The organism is Amycolatopsis sp. CA-211722 (genome assembly GCF_056828465.1).
This window is the reverse complement of the sequence record NZ_CP184752.1, coordinates 6,154,009-6,178,313: the sequence shown is the minus strand read 5'-3', so window position 1 is coordinate 6,178,313 and position 24,305 is coordinate 6,154,009. Positions and strand designations below refer to the sequence as shown.

Annotated in this window: 22 protein-coding genes and 1 pseudogene; 18 read left to right on the top strand and 5 right to left on the bottom strand. The window is 69.1% G+C overall.

What is annotated here, in order from left to right; all coding sequences use genetic code 11:
- The first annotated feature begins 1 nt into the window (after position 1).
- The 8 genes from ACOCEP_RS29160 to ACOCEP_RS29125 all read left to right on the top strand — a co-directional run bounded on the left by ACOCEP_RS29160 (position 2) and on the right by ACOCEP_RS29125 (position 9,578).
- Positions 2 to 1,006 (top strand): LacI family DNA-binding transcriptional regulator, encoded by a 1,005-nt coding sequence (locus tag ACOCEP_RS29160; RefSeq protein ID WP_482332273.1) that lies wholly within the window; start codon positions 2 to 4, stop codon positions 1,004 to 1,006.
- A 216-nt stretch (positions 1,007 to 1,222) separates the two neighbouring features.
- The gene (locus tag ACOCEP_RS29155) at positions 1,223 to 2,596 is read left to right on the top strand and encodes an ABC transporter substrate-binding protein (RefSeq protein ID WP_482332272.1); all 1,374 of its coding nucleotides are present in this window, start codon (positions 1,223 to 1,225) and stop codon (positions 2,594 to 2,596) included.
- On the top strand, positions 2,574 to 3,548 hold the full coding sequence (locus ACOCEP_RS29150) for a carbohydrate ABC transporter permease (RefSeq protein WP_482332270.1): 975 nt from the start codon (positions 2,574 to 2,576) through the stop codon (positions 3,546 to 3,548). The genes ACOCEP_RS29155 and ACOCEP_RS29150 overlap by 23 nt, the downstream gene beginning before the upstream one ends.
- Entirely contained in the window at positions 3,545 to 4,414 is an 870-nt protein-coding gene (locus ACOCEP_RS29145; RefSeq protein WP_482332269.1) for a carbohydrate ABC transporter permease, read from the top strand. The genes ACOCEP_RS29150 and ACOCEP_RS29145 overlap by 4 nt, the downstream gene beginning before the upstream one ends.
- A 51-nt stretch (positions 4,415 to 4,465) precedes the next feature.
- The gene (locus ACOCEP_RS29140; protein WP_482332268.1) at positions 4,466 to 6,064 is read left to right on the top strand and encodes a glycoside hydrolase family 13 protein; all 1,599 of its coding nucleotides are present in this window, start codon (positions 4,466 to 4,468) and stop codon (positions 6,062 to 6,064) included.
- A 558-nt stretch (positions 6,065 to 6,622) separates the two neighbouring features.
- On the top strand, positions 6,623 to 7,969 hold the full coding sequence (locus tag ACOCEP_RS29135; protein WP_482332267.1) for an alpha-lytic protease prodomain-containing protein: 1,347 nt from the start codon (positions 6,623 to 6,625) through the stop codon (positions 7,967 to 7,969).
- A complete protein-coding gene (locus ACOCEP_RS29130; RefSeq protein WP_482332265.1) occupies positions 7,954 to 8,580 on the top strand; it encodes a sigma-70 family RNA polymerase sigma factor in 627 nt (208 codons plus the stop codon). Before ACOCEP_RS29135 ends, ACOCEP_RS29130 begins: the two co-directional genes overlap by 16 nt.
- On the top strand, positions 8,577 to 9,578 hold the full coding sequence (locus ACOCEP_RS29125) for a LysR family transcriptional regulator (protein WP_482332264.1): 1,002 nt from the start codon (positions 8,577 to 8,579) through the stop codon (positions 9,576 to 9,578). Before ACOCEP_RS29130 ends, ACOCEP_RS29125 begins: the two co-directional genes overlap by 4 nt.
- A gap of 6 nt (positions 9,579 to 9,584) precedes the next feature.
- Here the strand turns inward: ACOCEP_RS29125 and ACOCEP_RS29120 are convergent, their stop codons facing one another.
- Entirely contained in the window at positions 9,585 to 9,821 is a 237-nt protein-coding gene (locus ACOCEP_RS29120; RefSeq protein WP_482332263.1) for a hypothetical protein, read from the bottom strand.
- A gap of 313 nt (positions 9,822 to 10,134) precedes the next feature.
- On the opposite strand from ACOCEP_RS29120, the gene ACOCEP_RS29115 reads away from it, so the two are divergent.
- Positions 10,135 to 10,647, top strand: coding sequence for a hypothetical protein (locus ACOCEP_RS29115; RefSeq protein ID WP_482332262.1), 513 nt, complete (start codon positions 10,135 to 10,137; stop codon positions 10,645 to 10,647).
- 149 nt (positions 10,648 to 10,796) lie between these two features.
- Here the strand turns inward: ACOCEP_RS29115 and ACOCEP_RS29110 are convergent, their stop codons facing one another.
- Positions 10,797 to 11,804, bottom strand: coding sequence for a hydroxyacid dehydrogenase (locus ACOCEP_RS29110; RefSeq protein WP_482332261.1), 1,008 nt, complete (start codon positions 11,802 to 11,804; stop codon positions 10,797 to 10,799).
- Positions 11,805 to 11,987: 183 nt separating this feature from the next.
- On the opposite strand from ACOCEP_RS29110, the gene ACOCEP_RS29105 reads away from it, so the two are divergent.
- From ACOCEP_RS29105 to ACOCEP_RS29065, 9 genes and pseudogenes are all read left to right on the top strand, one after another.
- A complete protein-coding gene (locus ACOCEP_RS29105; protein WP_482332260.1) occupies positions 11,988 to 13,316 on the top strand; it encodes a sugar ABC transporter substrate-binding protein in 1,329 nt (442 codons plus the stop codon).
- Positions 13,313 to 14,269, top strand: a complete 957-nt coding sequence (locus tag ACOCEP_RS29100) for a carbohydrate ABC transporter permease (RefSeq protein ID WP_482332259.1) — start codon at positions 13,313 to 13,315, stop codon at positions 14,267 to 14,269. The genes ACOCEP_RS29105 and ACOCEP_RS29100 overlap by 4 nt, the downstream gene beginning before the upstream one ends.
- Positions 14,266 to 15,132 carry a carbohydrate ABC transporter permease gene (locus ACOCEP_RS29095; RefSeq protein ID WP_482332258.1) on the top strand — a complete coding sequence of 289 codons (867 nt, stop codon included), beginning with the start codon at positions 14,266 to 14,268 and terminating at the stop codon, positions 15,130 to 15,132. The genes ACOCEP_RS29100 and ACOCEP_RS29095 overlap by 4 nt, the downstream gene beginning before the upstream one ends.
- A gap of 22 nt (positions 15,133 to 15,154) precedes the next feature.
- Positions 15,155 to 16,462: pseudogene (locus ACOCEP_RS29090) on the top strand (alpha-L-fucosidase); the annotation flags it as partial.
- Positions 16,463 to 16,475: 13 nt separating this feature from the next.
- Positions 16,476 to 17,918, top strand: coding sequence for a chondroitinase-B domain-containing protein (locus ACOCEP_RS29085; RefSeq protein WP_482332257.1), 1,443 nt, complete (start codon positions 16,476 to 16,478; stop codon positions 17,916 to 17,918).
- A gap of 68 nt (positions 17,919 to 17,986) precedes the next feature.
- Entirely contained in the window at positions 17,987 to 19,024 is a 1,038-nt protein-coding gene (locus ACOCEP_RS29080) for a LacI family DNA-binding transcriptional regulator (RefSeq protein ID WP_482332256.1), read from the top strand.
- Positions 19,021 to 19,782, top strand: a complete 762-nt coding sequence (locus tag ACOCEP_RS29075; RefSeq protein WP_482332255.1) for a sugar phosphate isomerase/epimerase family protein — start codon at positions 19,021 to 19,023, stop codon at positions 19,780 to 19,782. Before ACOCEP_RS29080 ends, ACOCEP_RS29075 begins: the two co-directional genes overlap by 4 nt.
- On the top strand, positions 19,779 to 20,411 hold the full coding sequence (locus ACOCEP_RS29070) for an SGNH/GDSL hydrolase family protein (protein WP_482332254.1): 633 nt from the start codon (positions 19,779 to 19,781) through the stop codon (positions 20,409 to 20,411). The genes ACOCEP_RS29075 and ACOCEP_RS29070 overlap by 4 nt, the downstream gene beginning before the upstream one ends.
- 16 nt (positions 20,412 to 20,427) lie before the next feature.
- On the top strand, positions 20,428 to 21,729 hold the full coding sequence (locus tag ACOCEP_RS29065) for a serine/threonine-protein kinase (protein WP_482332253.1): 1,302 nt from the start codon (positions 20,428 to 20,430) through the stop codon (positions 21,727 to 21,729).
- Positions 21,730 to 21,798: 69 nt separating this feature from the next.
- Here ACOCEP_RS29065 and ACOCEP_RS29060 read toward each other — a convergent pair whose 3' ends face one another.
- From ACOCEP_RS29060 to ACOCEP_RS29050, 3 genes are all read right to left on the bottom strand, one after another.
- The gene (locus tag ACOCEP_RS29060) at positions 21,799 to 22,818 is read right to left on the bottom strand and encodes a LacI family DNA-binding transcriptional regulator (protein WP_482332252.1); all 1,020 of its coding nucleotides are present in this window, start codon (positions 22,816 to 22,818) and stop codon (positions 21,799 to 21,801) included.
- A complete protein-coding gene (locus ACOCEP_RS29055) occupies positions 22,819 to 23,463 on the bottom strand; it encodes a flavodoxin family protein (protein ID WP_482332251.1) in 645 nt (214 codons plus the stop codon).
- 61 nt (positions 23,464 to 23,524) lie between these two features.
- Entirely contained in the window at positions 23,525 to 24,229 is a 705-nt protein-coding gene (locus tag ACOCEP_RS29050; protein WP_482332250.1) for an alpha/beta fold hydrolase, read from the bottom strand.
- Positions 24,230 to 24,305 lie beyond the last annotated feature (76 nt).

The window sequence follows — 24,305 nt, the reverse complement described above, 5'->3', positions numbered from 1 at the left end:
CATGACGCGTCGTCTTGCCGAAGTCGCCCGCAAGGTCGGGGTCAGTGAAGCCACGGTCAGCCGGGTACTCAACGGCCGGTCCGGGGTCTCCGCCGGCACCCGGGCCGCCGTCCTCACCGCGCTGGACGTGATGGGCTATGAACGGCCGACCCAGCTGCGCGGGGATCGCGCCCGCCTGGTCGGGCTGGTCCTTCCCGAACTGCAGAACCCCATCTTCCCCGCGCTGGCCGAGATCATGGGCAACGCACTCGCCCAGCAGGGTTTCACCCCCGTGCTGTGCACCCGGACAGCGGGCGGCGTCTCCGAAGCGGAGTACGTCGAGCTGCTGCTGCAACAGCAGGTTTCCGGTGTCGTGTTCGCCGGCGGGCTCTACGCCCAGGCCGACGCGGTGCACTCCCACTACCACCATCTCGCCGAGCGCCGCCTGCCGACGGTGCTGATCAACGCCGCCGTCGACCATCTCGGGCTGCCGCAGATCTCGTGCGACGACGCGGTCGCCGTCGAGCAGGTCGTCGGGCATCTGAGCTCCCTCGGCCACGAGAAGATCGGTCTCGTCCTCGGCCCGAACGATCACGTGCCCTCGCAGCGCAAACTCGAGGCGTTCCGGGCCTACGCGGCGAAACTCGGTCTCCCGGTGCTGGACGAACTCGTCGAACATGGCATGTTCTCCATCGAAGGCGGGCACGCGGCCGCGGCCAGGCTGTACCCGCGCGGCGCGACCGCCGTCCTGTGCGCGAGCGACCTTCTGGCCCTGGGCGCGATCCGCGCGGCCCGGCGGCAGGGGTTGTCGGTACCCGAAGACATCTCGGTGGTGGGCTACGACGATTCGGCCCTCATGAACTGCACCGACCCGCCGCTCACCACGACCCGCCAGCCGATCGAGGCGATGGGTCGCGCCGTGGTGGAACTGCTGGTCAAACGCATAAACGGCGGCGAGGTCGCGGCCGAGGAACTGCTGTTCGCGCCCGAACTCGTCGTCCGAGGTTCGACCGCGCGCCGCGTTTAGCCGACTAATTGCGGGGCGTCGCGCCCCAAGTACGTGAAGGCCCCCTTCATTGCGCCTAGCGCAGTGAAGGGGGCCTTCACGTACTTGGGGCACCCCACGACCGCGACTGTCGCAAAGTTGCAAGTTCTCATTCAGTTATTGCGTTGATCCGGGGCTTCACTTTAGAGTGACCGCAATCACGTGACAGCCGTCGCGATCCCGAGATGAGGCTTGAAGATGAGCAGCACTTGGTCCCCTGCCGTGCGCCGCCGGATGTTCTGCCTGCTCCTCGCGGGCGGGCTCACCCTGGGGGTGGCCGCCTGCGGTTCCGGTTCCGGTGAAAGCACCGGGGGCAAGGTCAAGATCACCGTGACCGGCCAGCCCCCGACCAGCCAGCCGTTCGAGCGCGGCGTTTTCGACGCCGACGTCAAGGAGTTCGAGGAGAGCCACCCGGACATCGACATCGAACCGCACGAAGGGTTCATGGATCCGAAGACGTTCTCCGCCAAGCTCGCCGGCGGGCAGCTCGAAGACGTCTACTACGTCTACTTCACCGACCCGGCCCAGATCATCGCGCGCCGCCAGGCCGCCGACATCACCGAAGCGGCCAAGGGACTGAAGAACTTCGGCGACATCAAGCCGGAATTACTGGACAACTTCCGGGACGCCGACGGCAAGCTCTACGGCCTGCCGACGATGAACTACAGCATGGGCCTGGTCTACAGCCGCCCGCTGTTCCAGAAGGCCGGGCTCGACCCGAACAAGCCGCCGCGAACCTGGGACGAGGTCCGCGAGGCCGCGAAGAAGATCACCGCGCTGGGCAACGGAACAGTCGGGTACGCCGACTACAGCAAGAACAACCAGGGCGGCTGGCACCTGACCGCCTGGCTCTACTCGATGGGCAGCGAGGTCGCCCGCAAGGACGGCGACAAATGGGTCGCCGCGTTCGACAACGACAAGGCCAAGGCCGCCCTGAACCAGCTGCGCGCCATGCGGTGGGAAGACGACACCATGGGCAGCAAGCAGCTGCTCGAAGCGCAGGACGTCCAGCGCATGATGGGCGCCGGTCAGCTCGGCATGTACATGGCCGCCCCGGACAACGTGCCGGTGCTGGTCAAGCAGTTCAACGGCAAGTACGAGGACTACGGTGTCGCGGGTATGCCGGGCGGGCAGGGCACGCTGCTCGGCGGCGAGGGCTACATGCTCAACCCCAAGGCCTCGCCGGAGAAGATCAAGGCCGGCCTGGAATGGGTCCGCTGGAAGTACCTCAACCCGGAGCGGTTCGAGAAGCACGTCCAGCAGTACGTCGACGGCAAACAACCCGTGGGGCTGCCGGCCGAGCCGACCCCGGATGTCTGGCAGGGCGCCGTCCGTGACCAGCAGCTCGCGATCAAGGCCAAGCACGCCAACGTTCCCGCCGAGAACTACCAGTCCTATGTGGACGCCAGCTCGCGGATCAAGGGCAGTATCGAACCGCCGAACGCGCAGCAGGTCTACGCCATCCTCGACAGTGTGATGCAGGCGGTGCTCACCGATCGGAACGCGAATATCGATCAGCAGCTGTCGTCGGCCGTGTCGAAGGTCAACAGTGTCCTCGCCCAGGTCAAGTAGCGTCCTCGACTGGCCCGCGACAGCGTCGTCGCGGGTCCGTCGTCCGGTCGCTTCGGCCGCCGAACGCCGCCGGAACCGGTTGCGCCGCAAGCTCAAGGAGAATCTCACCGCCTACGGCCTGCTGTGCGCCGCGCTCGTGGTGTTCGCGCTGTTCTCCTGGTACCCGATCGTGCGCGGGGTGCTGCTGAGCTTCCAGCAGGTCGACTTCGTCAACCCGCCGACGTGGGTCGGGTTCGACAACTTCACCCGCCTGTTCGAAGACCCGCTGTTCGGCGTCGCCTGGCGCAACACGCTGTTGTTCACCGGGCTCGCGCTGGTCTTCGGGTTCGTGGTGCCGTTCGTGACCGCGGTGCTGCTCAACGAACTGCGGCACGCCAAGGCGTTCTTCCGGCTCGCCGTCTACCTGCCGGTGATGCTGCCGCCGGTCGTCACCGCCCTGATGTGGAAGTGGTTCTACGACCCAGGTGCCGGTCTGTTCAACTCCGCGCTCGGTGCCGTCGGCCTGCCCGGCGGCCAGTGGCTCGACTCGAGCGACACGTCGATGTTGTCGCTGGTGTTCGTGTCGACCTGGGCGAACATGGGCAGCACCACACTGATCTACCTCGCCGCGCTCGGCACCATCCCCGGTGAGCTCTACGAAGCCGCGGAGCTGGACGGCGCCGGGCTGTGGAAACGCCTGATCCACGTCACGCTGCCGCAGACCCGGTTCGTGTTGCTGGTGCTGCTGTTGCTGCAGGTGGTCGCGACCATGCAGGTGTTCACCGAGCCGTACGTGATGACCGGCGGCGGCCCGGACGACTCGACCGTCACCGTGCTCCTGCTGCTGTACCGCTATGCCTTCGTCTACAACGACTTCGGCTCGGCCAGCGCGTTGAGCCTGCTGCTGTTCGTCGCGCTCGGGGTGTTCTCCGCGTTGTACGTGCGCCTGACCCGGAAGGCGGATCAGTCATGAGGACGCTCGTCTCCCCCAGCACGTTCCGCAGTCCGGGCGGCAAGATCGGGTACGCGGTGATCTTCGCCTGCACCCTGCTCCTGTTCGTCATCGCGTTCCTGTTCCCGCTGTACTGGGCGGTGACCGGTGCGATGAAGTCACCGCAAGAACTGGCGCAGACCCCGGCGACGTTCATCCCGGCCGAGTGGCATCCGGAGACCTTCGCCGACGCGTGGGACCAGCTGAGCCTCGGCAAGTACTTCCTCAACACCGTCGTCGTCGCGGGCGGCGCCTGGCTGGCCCAGCTGGCGATCGACGTCCCCGCGGCGTTCGCGTTGTCGAAGCTGCGGCCGAAGTTCGGCAACGTCGTGCTCGGGCTGATGCTGGTGACGCTGATGCTCCCGGCGGCGGCGCTGCTGGTGCCCACCTACGTGACGATCACCGATCTGCCGCTGCTGAACGTCAACCTGATCAACTCGCCGGCGGCGGTCTGGCTGCCCGCCGCCGCGAACGCGTTCAACATCTATCTGCTGAAACGGTTCTTCGACCAGATCCCGGACGAGCTGATCGAGGCCGCGCGGCTCGACGGCGCCGGACCGGTCCGCACGCTGTGGCGCGTCATCCTGCCGATCTCCCGGCCGATCCTGGCCGTGGTCTCGATCCTCGCGGTGGTGGCCGCGTGGAAGGACTTCATCTGGCCGCTGCTGGTGTTCCCGGACACCGAAAAGCAGACGCTGTCGGTGATGCTGCAGCGGGTGGCCATCGACATGCCGCTGAACGTGCTCGTCGCCGGCATGGTGCTGGCCAGCCTGCCGATGGTGGCGCTGTTCCTGGCGTTCCAGCGGCATATTCTCGCCGGGCTCACCGCCGGCAGCCTCAAGGGCTGAATTTCTCGCCGCATTTCGGGGTATCCACGAACAACTGAGGAGGGCACTTCCGTGACCGCATTGGGGCAGTCCGCCGGATGGTGGCGGAGCGCGGCGATCTACCAGGTCTACATCCGCAGTTTCGCGGACGGGAACGGTGACGGTGTCGGTGATCTCGCCGGCGTCCGCGCACGGCTGGACTATCTGGCCGAACTGGGGATCGACGCGATCTGGTTCACCCCGTGGTATCCGTCGCCGATGGACGACGGCGGCTACGACGTCGCCGACTTCCGGGAGATCGACCCGCTCTTCGGCACGCTCGCCGAAGCGGAGGACCTGATCGCCGCGGCCCACGCCAAGGGGATCCGCGTGATCATCGACATCGTGCCGAACCACTGCTCCGACGAGCACCGCTGGTTCAAGGACGCACTCGCCGCCGAGCCGGGATCGCCCGAGCGGCAACGGTTCTGGTTCCGGCCGGGTCGCGGGCCGGACGGCTCCGAGCCGCCGAACAACTGGAAGTCACGCTTCGGCGGATCCGCGTGGACACGGGTCCCGGACGGCGAGTGGTACCTGCACCTCTACAGCTCGCGCCAGCCGGACTTCAACTGGGAGAACCAGGACATCCGCGCCGATTTCGAGGACGTGCTGCGGTTCTGGTTCGACCGCGGGGTCGACGGTTTCCGCATCGACGTCGCCGACGGGCTGGTGAAGGACCCGCGGCTGCCCGACGTCGACCCCGGCGACGAGACACCGTTCTCGGATCAGGAAGGGCTGCACGAGATCTACCGGTCGTGGCGCAAGATCGCCGACAGTTACCCGGGTGACCGGGTGATGGTCGGCGAGATGTGGCTGCCGGACATGTCCAGGGCCGCGCGGTACCTGCGCCGCGACGAACTGCACGCGGCGTTCAACTTCGATTTCCTGGTGTGTCCGTGGGATTCCGCGCGGTTCCGGGACGTCATCGAGCGGACGCTGGCGGCGCACGACGAGGTCGGCGCGCCCGCGGCCTGGGTGCTGTCGAACCACGACGTCACCCGCCACGTGACCCGGTACGGCCGCGAAGGCGACACCGGCTTCGCGTTCGCCGACCGGCTGCACGGCACCCCGGTGGACCGCGAACTCGGGACCCGGCGGGCGCGGGCGGCGGCGTTGCTGACCATGGCGCTGCCCGGTGGTCTGTATGTCTACCAAGGGGAGGAACTCGGGCTCTGGGAGATCGAGGACATCCCCGACGGACTACGTCAGGATCCGGTGTGGGTCCGGACGAACGGCGCCGACCCGGGCCGTGACGGCTGCCGTGTCCCGCTCCCCTGGTCCGGCGACGCGCCGCCGTTCGGTTTCGGCAGCGGTGGGACGTGGCTGCCCCAGCCCGGGGAATGGCGCTCCAGCACGGCGGAGGCGCAGGCGGCCGAACCGGCGTCGATGCTCCGGCTCTACCGCGACGGCCTGCGCCTGCGGAGTGAACTTCCCGCGCTCGGCCCGGGCGATCTGGAGTGGCTGGCGCTGGGCGACGGTGTCCTCGCGTTCACGCGGGAGCCGGGTTTCGCCTTCGTGCTGAACTTCTCGGACAAGCCGGTGGCGTTGCCGCCGCACCGCGAAGTGCTCATGGCCAGTGGCCCGGTCGAGGGTGCGCTCCCGACGGACACGGCGGTGTGGCTGCTCACCTGATCAACGGCCGGCCGGGTCACGCCACCCGAGGTGTCTGTCGAGCATCTCGCGGAGCACGAGACCTTGGGTGGCGGTCTCGACGCAGGGGTGGTCGCGGAGCCAGTCGTACAGCTCCGACGACCACGCTGGGCGCTCTCTTCGACCAGGCCGAACGAGGCGAGGCACCGTCGACCCTGTCCGCGGAGAACGGCGACAAGACCGTCACCCGCGATCTCCGCCCGTATCCGCAGGTCTCGCGGTACCGGCCGCCGAGGCCACGCACGACGGGCACTTCCCCACAGTGTGAGAAGTTCCGGCGTTCCCTTTGCCATACCCCTCCAAAGTACGGTAATCACTCCGAAGGGCACCGAATCACACGTCGGCGCCGCCTTTCCTCCGAGACCGCCTGAACCGTTGCACCGCAACGAAATCGACCGCCGGACCAGCACGGATCACCGCCATATCACCCCACGTTCCAGCCGGGCGATATGACCCAAATGGTATGTACCAGTTGCGTGATCCGCCTCGTACGGTCGGGGACGAATCCCCCTCCCCCGCCCGTTTCGAGGAAGCGTCGAAATGAACAGAAAGATCTTGGCCGCCACAGCTGCGGCGATAACCGGGGCCGGCCTGGTCACCGCCATCGCCCTCACCCCCAACGCGAGCGCCGGTCAGCAGGCCACCGCCGGTGACCAGTCCCAGTCCGAAATGCTGGCCGCGATGGCCCGCGACCTGAAGATCAGCCCGGATCAGGCCAAACTCCGGCTCGCGAGCGAACAGCGCGCCGCGGTCGCCGACAACACGCTGAAGAAGCAGCTCGGCACGTCGTACGCCGGTTCGTGGCTCGACGGCAGCGGGACCACGCTGACCGTGGCGGTCACCGACGCCGCCGTGGGCGACCTGGTGCGCGCCGCGGGCGCCACCCCCAAGACGGTCGCCCGTAGCGCCGCCGATCTCGACGCGGCGAAGCTGCGGCTCGACGCCAAGTCCGCCAAGGCCCCGAAGACCGTGCCCGGCTGGTTCACCGACGTCACCACCAACTCGATCGTCGTACTCGCCAACGCCGGTGGCGAAGGCGCCGCGAAGTCGTGGGCGGCCGAGTCCGGTGTGCCGTCCGACCTGGTCCGGGTCGAGGCCAGCACCGAACAGCCACGCGCGCTGATCGACATCATCGGCGGCAACGCCTACACCTTCGGCTCGGGCCGCTGCTCCATCGGTTTCGCCGTCGACGGCGGCTTCGTGACCGCCGGGCACTGCGGCCGGACCGGAACGCGCACCTCGAACCCGAGCGGGTCCGTCGCCGGTTCCAGCTTCCCCGGCAACGACTACGCCTGGGTCCGCGCCGACGCCGGCAACACCCCGCGCCCGCTGGTGAACCGCTACCCCGGCACCGTGCCGGTCGCCGGTTCGACCGAGGCCCCGGTCAACTCGTCGGTGTGCCGCTCCGGCTCCACCACGGGCTGGCGCTGCGGCACCATCCTGCAGAAGAACACCTCGGTCACCTACCCCGAGGGCACCATCACCGGCCTGACCCGGACCAACGCCTGCGCCGAGCCCGGTGACTCCGGCGGCTCGTGGATCACCGGCGACCAGGCACAGGGTGTCACCTCCGGTGGCTCCGGCAACTGCACCTCCGGCGGCACCATCTACTTCCAGCCGATCGCGGAGATCCTGAGCGTCTACAACCTGCGTCTGACGGTCAGCGGCAACCCGCCGTCCAGCACCACCACGACGCCGACCACGCCCACCACACCGACCAGCCCGACGACGTCGAACCCGCCGGGCGGCACCTGGGCGCCGTACACGTACTACGGCTCCGGCGCGACCGCCAGCTACGGCGGCAGCAACTACCGGGTCATCCAGCCGCACACCTCCATGCCCGGCTGGGAACCGCCGAACGTGCCCGCGCTTTGGGAACTCGCCTGACCTGGACCGCCCCCGGCGACCTCACCTCGCCGGGGGCGGCTCCTCCCACTGACGACGGCGCGCTGACGGCGGATCTCGAATCCCTCGTCCCCCGCGCCCGCCGCGGCGACCCCGCGGCGACGAACGAGTTGATGACCATCGTCCAGCCGGTGGTCGCGGACTACTGCCGGAACCGGATGGACGGAACGGACGCGGACGACGTCGCACAGGAGACCTGTCTCGCCGTCCTCACCGCGCTGCCCGCCACGCGCGCCACCGGCGGTTCCTTCCTCACCGCCGTCCTGAGGATCGCCGCCCGGAAAGTCGCCGCTGCCTTCCGGAGGCGGGCCCGGGACCGATCGGAACCCACGCCCGATCCGCCCGATCACGCGACGCCCGAACCCAACGAACCCGAGTGGCAGGCCCTGGCGGCCGACGGTCACGAGCGATTGACGCGGCTGATGGGCAGCCTGCCCGATATCCAGCAGGAGATCCTGCGGCTGCGGATCACCGTCGGTATGACGGCGCTCGAGGCGGGCGCGGTCCTGCGGGTGAGCCCCGGCCTGGTCAGGGTCGCCCAGCATCGCGCCCTGCACAAACTCCGCACGATCATCAGCGAGGACGACCTGTGATCAGCCCCCTGATCGGTCCCGGGGACGGCCACACCTGGCCGGCGGAGGTCGACGTCCGGCATCTCCGCCTGCTCGACGCGATCGCGTCGGCGGGCAGCATCGCGAAGGCCGCGACCGCGCTCGGGCTGTCCCAGCCCGCGTTGAGCGCGCAACTCCACCGGGTCGAGCGGGCACTGGAACGGACGGTGTTCGAACGCGACCGGCACGGCGTGCGGCCCACCGCGCTGGGCGAAGTGCTGCTCGACCACGCGCGCCGGGTACTGGCCGCTGCGGACGACCTCGAACTGGCGATCCGCCGGTTTCACCGCGCGCCCTCCGAGGAACCGCTCCGGATCGGCGCGCTGCCGACCAGCTTCGCCGAAACGCTGAGCGGCGTGGTCGCCGCGGCGGCCCCCGGCCGTCCCGTCGAACCGGTGGCGGTGACGAACCGGGCGGCGTTGTTCTCGGGTCTGCTCGACGGCACGATGGAATTGGCTCTGTACGTGGATCACCCTGGGCGGGAGATCGTTCCGCCCGACGGACTCCGCCTGCTGCCCGTGGGCATCGAGCCGGTCTTCGTGGTCGTGTCCCCGGACCATCCCGCCGCCGGGGTCGGCGAGGTGTCCCTCGCCGAGCTCGACGGCTCGGTCTGGCTGCTACCGGCGGGCGAGGACGAAGAGTTCCACGAACATCTCGCCGACCAGTGCGCCCGCGCCGGCCTGGGCGCGATCACCGTGCGGCACCTGGAACCGACGGTGTTGCGGCGGACCGTCGGTCACGAACCCCGCGCGGTGGCTCCCGCCCGCTCCCTCGATTCCGGCTCCACGATCCCGGGCACGGTGGTGGCGCTGCGGGGTGTGCCGCTGCGGACACGGCATCTACTGCTGTGGCGCGACGGTTCGTCCGTCGACGTCCCCGCTGTCCGAAGTGGACTGACGCACTCGATCACCGAGGCGGCCGTGATCCGGCATCGGCTTCCCGAGTGGGCGGCGGCCAACCCCGGCTGGCTCGGCACCTGACCGGATTCAGCGCTGGATACAGTCGAGGCCGAGGCCGAAGGCCGTGAGCACGTACTGACAGATATGCGTCGCGTGCTCTTCGCCGGTCTCGAGGCACCCCACCGGGACGCCCAGCAGGTCGACCGCGCAGGACGCGTAGAACTGGTTCGGGCTGCCAGGCACCGGGTCGGCCATGGCGGGCGAGGCGGTGACGGCACCCAAGAACGTGACTGCGGCCGCCAACGCGGCGATTCGGGTCTTCATGGTGATCTCCTTCCGTCGATGTCCCCGGGTTCCCCGGTTCCGGCCGGTTCACGGGGTGATCACCGGAAAGTGTCACGGTGACGTCGTCCGACGGGCGCCTTGGCACCCTGAGCCGTCCTGGCGTGGATTCGTGCCCGCACTGGGGAAAGCCGCTCTCGTCGTTTTGCTCACCGACGCCTGTGGCGCTCCCTCGCCCGCTCCGCCTGCTGGTCGCTCGTTCCCGTGGTGCCGCTGCCGTCGCTGATCTAGGACGAGAGGCGGTACCGGCCACTGCGCGCCGCCGTGACCTGTCACCGTTCCGAGGCGTCAGGTCATGATCAGAGCTGAGATCTGGGGCCTCGGCATCGGCCTGTCGCCGTTTCGCGGCAACCCGCCACTGCGGTCTGGCCATCGGCCTGTCGCCGTTTCACGGCAACTCGCCACCCGGCTCGGCATCCGCCCGTCGCCGTTTCACGGCAACCCACCACCCCGGCTCGGCATCCGCCCGTCGCCGTTTCACGGCAACCCACCACCCCGGCTCGGCATCCGCCCGTCGCCGTTTCACGGCAACCCACCACCCCGGCTCGGCATCCGCCCGTCGCCGTTTCACGGCAACCCACCACCCCGGCTCGGCATCCGCCCGTCGCCGTTTCACGGCAACCCACCACCCCGGCTCGGCATCCGCCCGTCGCCGTTTCACGGCAACTCGCCACCCGGCTCGGCATCCGCCCGTCGCCGATTCGCGGCAACTCACCACCACAGCCCCATCGCGAAGCCAGGTCCACCCCACCCCATCGCCGATTCCCGGCAACAAGCCGCAGACGCCAAGCCACCCCGCAGGCCATAGCCGTTTCTCGGCCACGCACTCCACCACGTAGCCCTTTCGCGGCGAAACCCACAGAACTCCGCCACCGCCACACAGTATAGGCCGTTATACGAGCTCAGCACGCAACCGCGGCCGGATCCAGCCGAGCCGAAGTCCAGCGACGCCGAGCATCAAGCCCGCAGGTGAGCCCGATCCGGCGCGACGGCGTGCTCCAGCGGCTCCCCGAGCACGAAGCGCCGCAGCTCAGCCGCGACCAGCTCCCCCATCCGTGCGCGTTCGGCGCCCAGCGCGCCCGCCAGGTGCGGGGTGAGCACCACGTTCGGCAAGGTGTACAGCGGCGAGTCCGGCTCGGGCGGTTCGGGCCAGGTGACGTCGAGGATCGCCGTGAGATCGGGTCGCTCGCGCAGCACCGGGACGACCGACGGCTCGTCGACGACGGCGCCGCGGGCGGTGTTGATCAGGGTCGCGCCGATGCCCATCCTGGCCACCAGCTCCCCGTCGACCAGGCCTTCGGTCTCCGCGAGCAGCGGCGCGTGCAGGCTGACCACGGGACACGTGGCGAACAGCTCGTCCAGGCCCACCAGCCGCACGCCGAGGGCTTCGGCGGTCGCCGGGTCGACGACGGGGTCGCTCGCGAGCACATCGACGTCGAAACCGCGCAAATGGGACGCGACGAGAGCACCGATCTCGCCGAGGCCGAGCAGGCCGACGCGGGACCGGTAGGCACCCGCGACCCGCGGATCCGGCGGATAGGCCCGCCGCTCCCGGATCTCCCGGGAGATCCGGTGCACCTGCTTCAGTCCTAAGAGGACCTGGGCCAGGGTGAACTCGGCGACCGGGACGGCGTTCGCGGCCGCGGCGGACACGATCGGCAGCTCGCGCGCCCAGAACTCGGGCGTGGTCAGCGGCCGGACCGAGCCGGCGGCGACGAGTACGGCCCGGAGGTCCCGCGCGTGTCCCAAGAGGACGGAGTCCAGCACCGGCGCACCCCAGCCGGACAGCAGGATTTCCACGCCTTCCAGCGCCGCCGGGTCCTCCGCCAGGCGCTCGCGGGTGAGCGGCTCACGCAGGTCCGCCAGCGTGCCGATCTCCTTCAGCACCGCCTCGGGGTAAACGTCGTCGCGGCGGCGCTCCTCCATCACGAGAAGGGCCGTCGGCCGGTGTCGCAGCTCGGTCATTCCTACCTCCGGCGGCGACCATACATCGGATGCCTGAGCCGGTCCACGCGCGGCGAGTCCCGCGCAGAGGCAAACACGGGAGATTGAAATTCGTAATGATCGGACCATTGACCGGAGACCGGGAAAGCGCTTACCGTCCCCTCCGAGGTAGACAGCGTGGTCCACAGTGAACAAGGAGAAGCGATGCGGAAATCGCGGTGGATCGGCGTGGGACTCACTGTCTCAGCGCTGGTCCTTTCGGGCTGCTCGGCAGGCCCCGCCGGAACGAACGTCGCGCAGGACACCAAGGCGCCGTTGGAACTGTGGACCCGGACGACCCCCGGCGGCCCCGGCGAACAGGCCACCAAGCGGCTCGCCGAAGCCTTCGAGAAGGCCACTGGGTTCAAGGTGCAGGTCACCGCGATCTTCGACGACTTCGAGACGAAGCTGGCCCAGCGCGCCGCCCAGCGCGACCTGCCCGACATCGTGATGAACGACGTCACGCAGCTGGGCACCCTGAAGAGCCAGGGTCTCGTCCGCGAGGTCGAACCGGGCAAGATCAAGCACACCTCGGAGCTCACCGAGCAGGCGCTGAAGTCGAACCAGACCGCGGACGGCAAGCTCTACGGCCTGCCCTACAGCGCGCAGGCCTCGGCGCTGCTCATCCGCAAGGACTGGCGCGAGAAGCTCGGCAAGGGCGTCCCGCAGAGCTGGGCCGAACTGGCGGACCTCGCCAAGGCCTTCACCACCGGCGACCCCGACGGCAACGGCAAGGCCGACACCGCGGGCCTGAACGCGACGCTGTCGACCAAGCGGGGCTACGCCTCCTGGTACTTCTCGAACTTCCTGTGGGCCGCGGGCGGCGACTTCATCTCCGAGGCCGGTGGCGGCAAGTACAAGCCGGCGATGAGCACCCCCGAATCCGTGGCCGCGGCGCAGTGGTTCCGTGACCTCGGCTGCAAGGACAACGTCATCCAGCCCGGCTCGGTCACCATGCCGACCCCGGCGACCAACGAGACCTTCGAAGCGGGCAAGGCCGGGATGTACGTCGTCGGCCCGTACCTGCTGCCTCGGTTCGACAAGTCGCTCGGCAAGGACAAGTACGAGGTCGTCCCGATGCCGAAGGGCGCGAAGAACGCCGACGTCCTCGCCGAGGGCCTGTCGATCTACATGATGGCCGGTTCGCCGAACCAGGCCGGGCAGGACGCCTTCGGTGACTTCGCGATCTCGGTCGACGGCCAGAAGATCGGCATGGAGGGCGAATCGGCCTTCATCGTGCAGCTTCCGGTGAACAAGAACGTCGACATCACCCAGGTCCGCTCCGACCCGCGCTGGAAGACCTACGCCGAGATCTACACCAAGTCCGGCCACTACGCGCCGTCCATCCCGAACTGGACGCCCGTCCGCCAGGACACCGCCGACACGATCAGCGCGCTCGTCGCCGACTGCAAGCTCGATCTCAAGGCGGAACTGTCCAAACTCGACACCAAGCTCACCGCGACGTTGCAGCAACAGGGGATCAGCGCCTCATGACCGTAGATCACGCCAAGCCGGCGGCCGTCGGCGCGGAGCGTCCCGCCGTGAAGCGGGCGCCCGCGCCGAAGGCCCGCAGGCGCAGCGACCGCGACGGGAAGTGGTGGACGCCGTGGCTGTTCCTGGCCCCCGCCCTGATCCTGTTCGTGTACTTCAAGTTCATCCCGATGATCACCGCGGTGACGATGTCCTTCCAGGACGTCCAGCCGTACCTGGGCAACCAGTGGGTCGGCGGGCAGAACTACAGCACGGTCCTCGGTGACGAGGCGTTCCACTCCGCGATCTGGCACACCGTCGTGATCGCGGTCGGGCAGACCGCGGGGTCGATGATCATCGGCCTCGCGCTCGCCCTGCTGATGGAAGGCCAGAGCAAGCGGCTGAAATTCCTGCGCTCGGCGGCCTTCCTCCCGGTCGTCGTGCCGATCGCGGTTGTCGCCGAACTCTGGCGGATCATGTATCACCCGACCGAGGACGGGATGCTGAACTCCATCCTCGGCCTGGTCGGGCTGGGCCCGTCGGGCTTCATCAACGATCCCGACAGCTCGATGATCTCGGTGATCGTCACCGGCATCTGGCGCGGCGCACCGTACGACATGATGATCTTCCTCGCCGGTCTGGCCGGCATCGACCGGGGGCTCTACGAAGCGGCCACTGTGGACGGTGCGTCGCGCTGGCGCAAGATCCTCCACGTGACGCTGCCGGGCCTGCGGTCGGTGTTCTCGATCCTGTTCGTCCTCGCGGCGATCCGCGGCCTGCGGGTGTTCACCGAGGTGTTCCTGCTGACCAACGGCGGGCCGAACGGCTCGACCGAGGTGGCGATGACCCTGATCTACAAACTCGGCCTGGAACAGAACCGGCTGGGCGTCGGTGCGGCGGGCGCGGTCCTGCTGTTCCTCGCGACGCTCGTGCTCACCCTGTTCGTCCAGGTGCTCCGACGGAGGCGAGACGTATGACCGCGGCCAACGATTCCGCACTCGGCCTCGACGCCGTCAAATCACCGGCCGGGCGGATCCTGAAGTTCGTCCTGTACACCCTGCTGCTCCTGGTGTTCGCCGGACCGCTGCTGGCACTGCTGGTCAGCGCGTTCAACGACGTCTCCGATCCGACGGCGCTCAGCGTCGTCCCGTCCAGCCCGACCCTGGACAACTTCGGCATCGCCTTCGACCTGGGTGTGGGGATGTATCTCCTCAACTCGTTCCTGGTGGTCGGCTTCGGCCTCCTGCTGCAGGTCGTCATCTCGGTGCTGGCCGGTTACGCGCTGGCGCGCAAGAAGTTCCGGTTCATGACCTTCGTGCTGGTCGCGATCCTGGCGACGCTGATGCTGCCGGAGGAGATCCTCGCGATCCCCCTGTCGCTGATCCTGTCGGATCTGCCGGTGGTGCATCTGAACCTGATCGGCAGCCTCGCCGGGATGATCGTGCCGCTGGGCGCGTGGGCCTTCTCGATCCTGGTGATGACCGAGTTCATGAAGGACGTCCCCCGCGAACTCGAAGAGGCCGCCCGGATCGACGGGGCGGGCGACCTGCGGATCTTCGCGCAGATCATCCTCCCGATGTGCAAGCCCGCGCTCGGCGTGATCGGCGTCTTCGGCTTCACGATGATCTGGGACCAGTATCTGCTGCCGTTGCTGGTGTCGACCGACGCTTCGACCTACACCCTGCCGCTGGCCCTGCGGACACTGCGGATCGACACGAACGTCACGCCCGGCGTGATCATGGCGGCGTCCCTGCTGGCGCTGCTCCCGTCGGTCGCCGCGTTCCTCTTCTTCCAGCGTTCGTTCGTCCGCGGCCTCGCCTCGGGCGCGCTCAAGGGCTGACCCACCATCTGCAAGGAGCGATCCTGAAGTGAGTTCCACCGCCTGGTTCACCCACGACCGGTTCGGGATGTTCGTCCACTGGGGACTGTATTCCCTCGCCGCCCGGCACGAATGGGTGCAGAACCGCGAAAAGCTGACCGACGAGCAGTACCGGGTGTACTTCGACCACTTCGAGCCGGACAAGTACGACCCGCGGTCCTGGGCGCGGGCCGCGAAGGCCGCGGGCATGACCTACGTCGTGCTGACCACCAAGCACCACGACGGTTTCTGCCTGTGGGACAGCGACCTCACCGACTTCAAGGTGACGAACACGCCCTACGGCAAGGATCTGCTCGGCCCGTTCGTCGACGCCTGCCGCGAAGAGGGCTTGAAGGTCGGCTTCTACCACTCGCTGATCGATTGGCACCACCCGGCTTTCCCCGTCGACGGCACCCATCCCCGCCGTGACGACGCGGAGTACATCGCGGCGCACCAGTACGCGGACATCGCCGAATACCAGCTCTATCTCCACGGTCAGGTGCGCGAACTGCTCACCCGTTTCGGCACGATCGACTACCTGTTCTTCGACTTCTCCTACAAGGGCCGCAAGGAATGGTGGGGCGGCAAGGGACCGGACGACTGGGACTCCCCCGGCCTGCTCGCGCTGGTCCGCGAACTGCAGCCCGGAATCCTGGTCAACGACCGCACCGGGATCCCCGGCGACTTCATCACCCCGGAGCAGTACCAGCCGTCCGGGCCGATGACCCGCGACGGTGTCCCTGTGGTCTGGGAGGCGTGCCAGACGCTGAACGGCAGCTGGGGCTACGACCGCGACAACCTGGACTACAAGAGCCCGGAACTGCTGATCCGGATGCTGGTCGACGGCGTGTCGAAGGACGGCAACCTGCTGCTCAACGTCGGGCCGAACGGCCGGGGCGAGATCGACCCGCGGGCGCTGGAGGTGCTCGCCGAGATCGGCCACTGGATGGACCGGCACGAACGCTCCATCCGCGGCTGCGGTCCCGCCGAGTTCACCGCGCCCGCCGACGGCCGCTACACCCAGCGCGGCGACCGGCTCTACCTGCACCTGTTCAGCTGGCCGATGAACCACGTCCACCTGCCCGGGCTCGCCGGGCGGGTGCGCTACGCCCAGTTGCTCGACGACGCCTCGGAGATCCGGCAGGTGCACACGGATCCCGGGCAGACCGCGCAGAACACCCAGATGGGCGGGCAGCCGGAAGGCACGCTCACCCTCAGGCTCCCCATCCGGAAACCGGACACCCCGGTCCCGGTGATCGAACTGTTCCTCAGCACCGAAAGCCCCGCCGCCGCCACCCTCCCCACCGATTGAGCACGGAGGCATCATGGATCGCAGAAGGTTCCTCAGCGGCGCCACCCTCGGCGCCGCGCTGATCACCGTCCCCTGGGCCACCGCGGGCACGGCGTCGGCCAAACCGAAGAAGCTGTGCGCCCTGAACGTCAGTTCGCTGACCGAACTGCAGAACGCGATCAACCAGGCGGGTCCCGGTGCCGTCATCACCGTGAACAACGGCACCTACACCGTTCCGACGGGTAAGCCGATCAGCGTCAAGGGCAGGCGCGGCACGAAGGACCAGCCGATCACCATCGTCGCGCAGTCTCGTGGCGGCGTGACACTGAACGGCGAGCAGAGCTTCGTCTTCGACGACTCCACCGGCGTCACGATCAGCGGGTTCAAGTTCCGCCAGAGCACCACGCTGGAGATCCCGGCGAACTGCTCGCGGATCCGGCTGACGCGCAACGATCTCCAGTTCGCCGACCTTCCGGACCTGCACTGGGTGATGGTGCGCGCCGACAACAGCAAGATCGACCGCAACCACTTTCACCACAAGACGACCCTCGGCGTCATGCTCTGCATCGAGGGCGCGGACGACGACAAGATGGCGGCGGGCGTCGAAGTCTTCCGGAACTACTTCTCCGACCACACCTTCCCCGGCGACAACGGCGGCGAGCCGATCCGGCTCGGCGTCAGCCCGCGTGCGCTGACCACCGCCGGCGCCAAGATCGAGTTCAACCTGTTCGAGCGTGCGAACGGCGACCCGGAGGCGATCTCGGTCAAGTCGTCGGGCAACTTCATCCGCAACAACACCATCCGGAACAGCCTGGGCGGCATCGTGCTGCGGCACGGGAACAAGTCCGTCGTCGAGTCGAACTTCATCCTCGGCGGCAAGGAAGGCATCCGGATCTACGGCAACGACCACAAGATCGTCAACAACTACGTGGCCGGGGTGTCCGGCACCGCGCTGGTCGTCGGCAGTGGCTCCGTCCGGGACCACTTCCCCGGTGAATCGAAGGACTCACGGCGCGGCAACGACGCCGCGGACCGCGTGCTCATCGCGCACAACACGCTGCTGAACAACGGCGGCACGCTCGCCGGCGAGACCAAACGGACGATCGAACCGCGCGACTGCACGATCTCGGACAACCTCTTCGTCGGAGGCAACGGCGACCTGGTCGCGATGAGCACCACGGGCAACTTCACCTGGTCCGGCAACATCCTGTGGGGTGCGGGCGGGAACGGCAACGTCCCGGCCGGCACCTTCCGCCGGGTCGACCCGAAGCTCGTGCAGGGCTCCGACGGCGTCTCACGGCTCGCCGCGGGCAGCCCGGCGATCGACGCGGCGACCCTGTCGACCGCGCCGGTCACGCTGGACATCGACGGTCAGGCCCGCGGCGGCCTGCGTGACGTCGGCGCCGACGAGTACTCGACGGCGGCCATCGCCAACCGGCCGCTCACCACCGCGGACGTCGGCCCCGGCGCTCCGTAGTGAAAGCCGGGCTCACGCCGGCGGCAGCCCCCGCCGGCGTGAGCCCACCGCACCACCGAGGAGGAACCATGGCGCAGCGCGCCGCGGGTTCGGCCACCCTGGCCGACGTCGCCCGCGAGGCCGGAGTGTCGCTCGCGACGGCGTCGAGGGCGCTCAACGGCGGGACCAGACAGGTCAGCGTGACACTGCGCGAATCGGTGCTCCGGGCGGCGGAACGGCTCCAGTACACGGCGAACGTGCCCGCGCAGGCGATGGCCCGCGGCCGCGGCAACGTCGTCGGGCTGCTGGTGCACGACATCGTCGACCCGTACTTCTCCTCGATCGCGTCCGGCGTCATGCGCGTGGCGGCGCGGCACGGGCTGACGGTGACCATCGCGAGCACCGAGAACCATCCGGAGAAGGAACTCGACTACGTCACCACGTTGCGCGGGCAACGGGCGCGAGCGGTCATCCTCGCCGGTTCACGGAACGAAGACAGTGCCCTGCAACGGAATCTGACCAAGGAACTCAAAGCGTTCGAAGCGGCCGACGGCCAGGTCGTGGTGATCGGGCAGCGGAAACTGCCCTTCGACACGGTCATGCTGGAGAACCGCGCGGGAGCGGCGGATCTGGCGGAGAACCTCGCCGCGCTCGGGCATCGGGACTTCCTCGTGCTCGCCGGGCCCCCTGGCCTGCTGACGTCGCGGGATCGTGTCCTCGGCTTCCGTGACGGACTCGCCCGGCACGGTGTCCCGCTGCCCGAGAACCACGTGCTGCGCGCGGAATTCACCCGCGACGGCGGCTACGCGGCGATGGTGCGGGCGATCGAGACCGGTTTCCGCGGCTGTGTCTTCGCGGTCAACGACGTGATGGCCGTCGGCGCGATGGCCGCCTGCCGCGACCACGGGCTGCAGGTCCCCGCGCAGATCGCGATCGCCGGATTCGACGACATTATTACGTTGCGGGACATAAGGCCGTCGCTGTCCACTGTGCGCGTGCCGATCGAGCGCATGGGCGAACAGGCGCTCGATTTCATCCTCGACGCCCGCGCGGCCGTCCCCCGGGTCAAGCCGATCACCGGCGAGGTCGTGCTGCGCGAAAGTACCCGACCGTTGGAGGGAAAATGATCCGCCCTGGACTGTGTTCGGTGACGCTGCGGCGGCTGGACGCCGACGAAGTCGCCCGCCGCGCCGAAAAGGCGGGTCTGCAGGTGATCGAGTGGGGCGCCGACGTCCATGTGCGTCCCGGTGACGACTGGGCGGCCGAGCGCGCGTTCGAGGCGATGGCCCGGCACGGGCTGACGTGCGACTCCTACGGTTCCTATTTCCGCGCCACCCCGGTCGAGGCCGGGAAGTTCGGCGAGATCGCCGCCACGGCGGTCCGGCTCGGCGCCTCGCGGATCCGGGTGTGGGCGGGAAAGGCGGGCTCCGCGGACGTCGACCCCGACGAACGCGAGCAGGTCGTCGCCGGTCTCCGCGAGGCCGCCGACGTCGCGAACGAGCACGGCCTGGAGGTCGCGCTGGAGTTCCACGGCGGGACGCTGACCGACACCGCGGAATCGACCGTGCGGCTGCTCGAAGAAGTCGGCCGCGACAATCTCGGCACCTACTGGCAACCGCCGCAGGACCTGCCGGACGAGCAGGCGCTGGCGGGGCTGGAGCTGGTGCTCGACCAGGTGCGCGCGGTGCATGTCTTCTCCTGGTGGCCCAGCAACGAGCGGCATCCGCTGACCTTCCGGGCGGAATTGTGGACGCGCGTGTTCGCCCTGCTCGCCAAAGCCGGGCGGCCGCTCGACGCGTTGCTGGAGTTCGTCCCGGACAACGATCCGGAGCTGCTCCCCGGCGAGGCCGACTCGCTGCGGAAGCTGATCGAGGCGGGCGCGTGAGGTTCACCGAAGCCGACAGGCTGCTGTTCGCCGGCGACTCCATCACCGACTCCAGCCGTGACCGCACCGACCCCGCGTCGCTGGGCAAGGGCTACGTCCGGCAGATCGCGGATCTCCTGGGCGACGGGCCGGAAGTGGTCAACCGGGGAATCAACGGCAACCGGATCTACGACCTCGAAGCCCGGTGGGCCGCCGACGTACTCGCGGCGCGGCCCACGGTGCTGACGGTGAAGATCGGCATCAACGACACCTGGCGGACCTTCGATCGCGGCCTGTCCAGCCCGATCGGGAAGTTCCGGGCCGCCTACTCCCGGCTGCTGGCCGGTGCGCGGGAGCACCTCCCGGCCGAGTTGTACGTGATCACGCCGTTCCTGCTGCCGGTGGAGCCGGACCAGCAGGAGTGGCTCGGTGATCTGGCGCCCCGCGTCGAAGCGGCGATCGACGTGGCGACCGAGTTCGGCGCGCGGCTGGTGCGCGCGGACCTGTTCATGCCACGCGCGGCGGCCGAGCACGGGGCGGCGGCGCTGGCCCCGGACGGCGTCCATCCCAGCCCGCTGGGTCACCGGCTGCTCGCCGAAGCCTGGCTCGCGGCCGCCGGGGCGCCGGTCGAGGAGGCCACGCTCCCTTAGCGGATACAGTTGTCCCGTGAACCGGAACGCCATCATCGCCGGTCGTTACCGGCTGGAGCACAAGGTCGGCCGGGGCGCGATGGGCGTGGTGTGGCAGGCGCGGGACGAGCGGCTCGACCGCACGGTCGCGGTCAAGCAGTTGCTGCCGGACACTTCGCCGGGCGATGCGCCGTTCCGGTCGATCGTGCGCGCAATGCGGGAGGCCCGGGTCGCCGCGCGGCTCAAGCATCCGCACGCCGTCACCGTCTACGACGTCGTGGAACAGGACGGAACCCCGTTCCTCATCATGGAGTTCTTGCCGTCGCGGCCGCTGACGGAGCTCCTCGCCGACGACGGCCCGCTCCCCGCGGGACGCGTCGCGGAACTCGGCGCGCAGATCGCCTCCGCGCTGGCCGCGGCGCACGAGGACGGCATCCTGCACCGGGACGTCACGCCCAACAACATCCTGATCACCGGAGACGGCCAAGCGAAGATCGCGGACTTCGGCCTGTCCCACGTCACGGGCGAAGGGACGATGACCGGCGATGGTCTCGTCGTGGGTACCCCGGCGTACCTCTCCCCCGAGGTCGCCGACGGTGAGGAACCCGGATACCCGTCGGACGTGTTCTCGCTCGGCTCCACGCTCTACACCGTGTTGGAAGGCGCGCCGCCGTTCGGCACCGACGGCAACCAGATCGCGCTCCTCAAACGGGTCGCCCGCGGCGAGATCACCGCGCCGAGGTCGACCGGCCCCCTCACCGACGTCCTGCTGAGGCTGCTCCGGCGTGATCCGCTGGAACGGCCGGACATGGCCGAGGCGGAGCGGATGCTGGCCGCTGTCGCCGACGGCCGTCCGGCGATCCTGTCCGGCACCAAACGGCTTCCCGCACCCACCCGCCGTTCGCGGTTGCCGTTCGCCATCGCGGGCGGTGTGGTCGTGGCGGGCGGTGTGCTGGCGGGGATCCTGCTGTTCGACGGCGATCCGCCCGGCGCCGCCGCACCGGTGGCGGCGCCGGTGCCTTCGGCCACGAAACCGGTGTGCGAAGCGCGGTACGAGATCGCCAACCGCTGGCCCGGCGGCTCGGAGATCCGCGTGTCCGTCCGGAACGCCCAGGAAACCCGGCTCACCGGCTGGGAGGTCAGCTGGACCCTGCCGGCCGGCACCCGCATCGCCAACCTGTGGAACGGTTCCCTGGTACAGGACGGCGACCGCGTGCGAGTGTCCGAATTGGACTGGAACGCGGTTCTGCCCGCCGGCGGGACGACCACCTTCGGGTTCATCGCGACCACCGAGGACGACGGCGGGGCCGTGCCGGTCGCGGCGTGCCGGAGCTCCTGAGCATGCGTTTAGTCCTCTAATTGCGGTAGTTGCACGTGCAAGGACCGCATCTAGAGGACTAAACGCATGCTAGCGAGCGGTCGATTCCCGCGCGTTCAGCAGCACGGGGACTTCGATCCGGCGCGGCACGCCGCCGGAGGCCTTCCCCTCGACGAGGTCCATCAGCGCCGTCGCCGCGCGGCCGCCCACCTCGCGCGGATGCACGAACATCCCGGTCACCCGCGGTGAGGTGAGCCGGAGCGAACCGCTGTCCACCGCGCTGCAGATCCCGAGCGTGCCGGGCACCGCGAGCCGTCGGCGGCGGGCCTCGTGGAGGACACCGAGGGCGAGGTTCTCCGACGTCGTGAAGACGGCGTCCGGGCACACCCTCCGGTCGAGCAGCCTGCCCAGGGCCGCCGCCGTGCCTTCGGTGGTGGGCGGCTCGTCGATCTCGGCCACCACCGGCTCCAGCCCCCGCTCTTCCATCCAGCCGGTGTACCCCGCGACCAGATCGGCCGCATAGGACCGGGCGGTGTCGGTGGTGATCATCGACGGCCGTTCGTAACCGTTGCCCGCCAAGTGATCCAACATCTGCCCGGCGGCCGCGACCAGGTCGTTGTCGACGACGACCGGCACCGGGCACGGCGCCGCCATCGGCCGCCCGACGGTCACCAGCGGCCGGTCCTGGCACCAGCCGGTCGCGAAGAAGGGCTCGTCCCCACGGGGATCCACGAGGATCGCACCGTCCACGGAGAAGGCGTTCAACCGGTCGAGGTCGGCGTCCATCGGAGTCAGGAGCAGGGCGTACGAACGTTTCGACGCGGCTTCGGCCGCGCCGTTGAGGACTTCGAGGAAGTAGTCCGAATTGGGCACGAGCGCGCAGGCGCTGCTCGCGTCGACCGAGTTCGCGAGCTGGATCGCCAGCGTGCGGCTGCGCCGGGTGACCAGCTGCTGCGCGTGCACGCTGGCCTGGTAGCCGAGTTCGGCCGCCGCCCTCGCGACGCGCCGCCGGGTCTCCTCGGCGATCCGGCCCTGGCCGCTGAGCACATGGGAAACGGTGGTGATCGAAACCCCCGCGGCGGCGGCGACGTCACGGATGGTCGGCGACACTCAGGCCTCCACGGGCGGTCCCCAAACGCGGTTCGGCCGGTCGGTGTCCAGCCGATAGTCGGTGACGTGGGCGTCGCCCAGCCTACGACCGAGGTCCGCCGCGGCCTCCATCGGCCGCGCGGGATCGCGTTCCACCTCGCCCCGGCTGTTGCCGACGCCGACCACGATCCCGGTGAGGTCCTGGCGCAGGTACCGGGTGAGTTCCTGGAACTGGGCCTCGAGCCCGAGCGTCGCGCCGCGATAGCTCTCCTCGCACGAGATCAGCACCGCGGCGCGCTTGCCCATCAACCCCGGCACGACGTCGGCGGTATGCGGCGAACTGCCGGAGGTGTAGCAGAACAGCCGGTCGAAGAAGGATTTGAGCCGCCCGGTCATGCCGTACCAGTGCAGCGGTGTCGCGTAGACGATCGCGTCCGCCGGGAGCACGTGGTCGAACAGCAGGCGCTCGTAGCCGTCCCCGATGCCACAGGACCGGTCGCTCAGCCGGCAGTCGCGACAGTCCCCGAGCGGCGATTCGACGTAGTCGGAGAGGCGGACGAAGCCGACCGTGTGACCCGCTTCCTCCGCCCCCTTGGCCAGCGCCTGGGCGAGCGCCCAGGAGTTGCCTTCACGACGCGGGCTCGAATCGAGCACCAAGACCTTCACGGGTTCCCCCTGGAGAGACTGCCAAAACGTTTTAGCAGTCTCTCCAGGGAAGGTTTCCCTGTCAAGCGACCTTGGCCGCGGCGGCGAGCAGGATCTCCGCGACGACGTCCGGCCGCGAGACCGAGACAGCGTGGGAAGCGTCGACCCTGGTGACCTCCGAACCGGCACGCTCGGCCATGAACGCCTGCGCGGCGGCGGGGATCGCGTGGTCCTGCTCGGCGATCAGCGCCCACGAGGGCAGGGTCTTCCACGCCGGCTCCCCGTCGAACGGCGTGCCGAGCGCGCGCTCGGTGACCGGACGCTGGGTGACCGCCATGACGTCCGCGGTCTCCGCCGGCACGTCGGCCGCGAACACGTCCGAGAAGTTCTCGGGTTTGATCGACAGCTCACCTTGCGCGGCAAGGACGTTCGTCGTGTCCGGGCCGAGCTTGCCACCCTCGAACCGGCCCGACAGCTCGAACACGCTCTCCCCCGCTTCCGGCTGGAAGGCGGCGACGTAGACGAGTGCCTTGACGTTCGGCGCGGAGGTGGCCGCGCGGCTGATCACCACGCCGCCGTAGGAGTGCCCGGCCAGCACGACCGGGCCGTCCACGCCGTTGACGACGTCGGCGACGTAGTCCGCGTCGGACTCGATGCCGCGCAGCGGGTTCGACGCGGCCAGCACGCGATAGCCCTGCTCACGCAGCTTCGGAACGACGCCGTTCCAGCTGGACGAGTCGGCGAAAGCGCCGTGGACCAGGACGAAGGTGGGCTTCTGGTTGCTCATGGTGACTCCTTCGGATCAGGAAGAACGATCGGTCTTTCTGCCTGAACGATGCTCGCTCGCCCGGCCTTCCGCAACG

What these genes read in the sequence shown, in the direction of transcription:
- ACOCEP_RS29160 (WP_482332273.1), top strand. Translation starts at nt 2, where the DNA reads ATGACGCGTCGTCTTGCCGAAGTCGCCCGCAAGGTCGGGGTCAGTGAA.
- ACOCEP_RS29155 (WP_482332272.1), top strand. Translation starts at nt 1,223, where the DNA reads ATGAGCAGCACTTGGTCCCCTGCCGTGCGCCGCCGGATGTTCTGCCTG.
- ACOCEP_RS29145 (WP_482332269.1), top strand. Translation starts at nt 3,545, where the DNA reads ATGAGGACGCTCGTCTCCCCCAGCACGTTCCGCAGTCCGGGCGGCAAG.
- ACOCEP_RS29135 (WP_482332267.1), top strand. Translation starts at nt 6,623, where the DNA reads ATGAACAGAAAGATCTTGGCCGCCACAGCTGCGGCGATAACCGGGGCC.
- ACOCEP_RS29120 (WP_482332263.1), bottom strand. Translation starts at nt 9,821, where the DNA reads ATGAAGACCCGAATCGCCGCGTTGGCGGCCGCAGTCACGTTCTTGGGT.
- ACOCEP_RS29115 (WP_482332262.1), top strand. Translation starts at nt 10,135, where the DNA reads ATGATCAGAGCTGAGATCTGGGGCCTCGGCATCGGCCTGTCGCCGTTT.
- ACOCEP_RS29110 (WP_482332261.1), bottom strand. Translation starts at nt 11,804, where the DNA reads ATGACCGAGCTGCGACACCGGCCGACGGCCCTTCTCGTGATGGAGGAG.
- ACOCEP_RS29105 (WP_482332260.1), top strand. Translation starts at nt 11,988, where the DNA reads ATGCGGAAATCGCGGTGGATCGGCGTGGGACTCACTGTCTCAGCGCTG.
- ACOCEP_RS29100 (WP_482332259.1), top strand. Translation starts at nt 13,313, where the DNA reads ATGACCGTAGATCACGCCAAGCCGGCGGCCGTCGGCGCGGAGCGTCCC.
- ACOCEP_RS29095 (WP_482332258.1), top strand. Translation starts at nt 14,266, where the DNA reads ATGACCGCGGCCAACGATTCCGCACTCGGCCTCGACGCCGTCAAATCA.
- ACOCEP_RS29085 (WP_482332257.1), top strand. Translation starts at nt 16,476, where the DNA reads ATGGATCGCAGAAGGTTCCTCAGCGGCGCCACCCTCGGCGCCGCGCTG.
- ACOCEP_RS29080 (WP_482332256.1), top strand. Translation starts at nt 17,987, where the DNA reads ATGGCGCAGCGCGCCGCGGGTTCGGCCACCCTGGCCGACGTCGCCCGC.
- ACOCEP_RS29075 (WP_482332255.1), top strand. Translation starts at nt 19,021, where the DNA reads ATGATCCGCCCTGGACTGTGTTCGGTGACGCTGCGGCGGCTGGACGCC.
- ACOCEP_RS29050 (WP_482332250.1), bottom strand. Translation starts at nt 24,229, where the DNA reads ATGAGCAACCAGAAGCCCACCTTCGTCCTGGTCCACGGCGCTTTCGCC.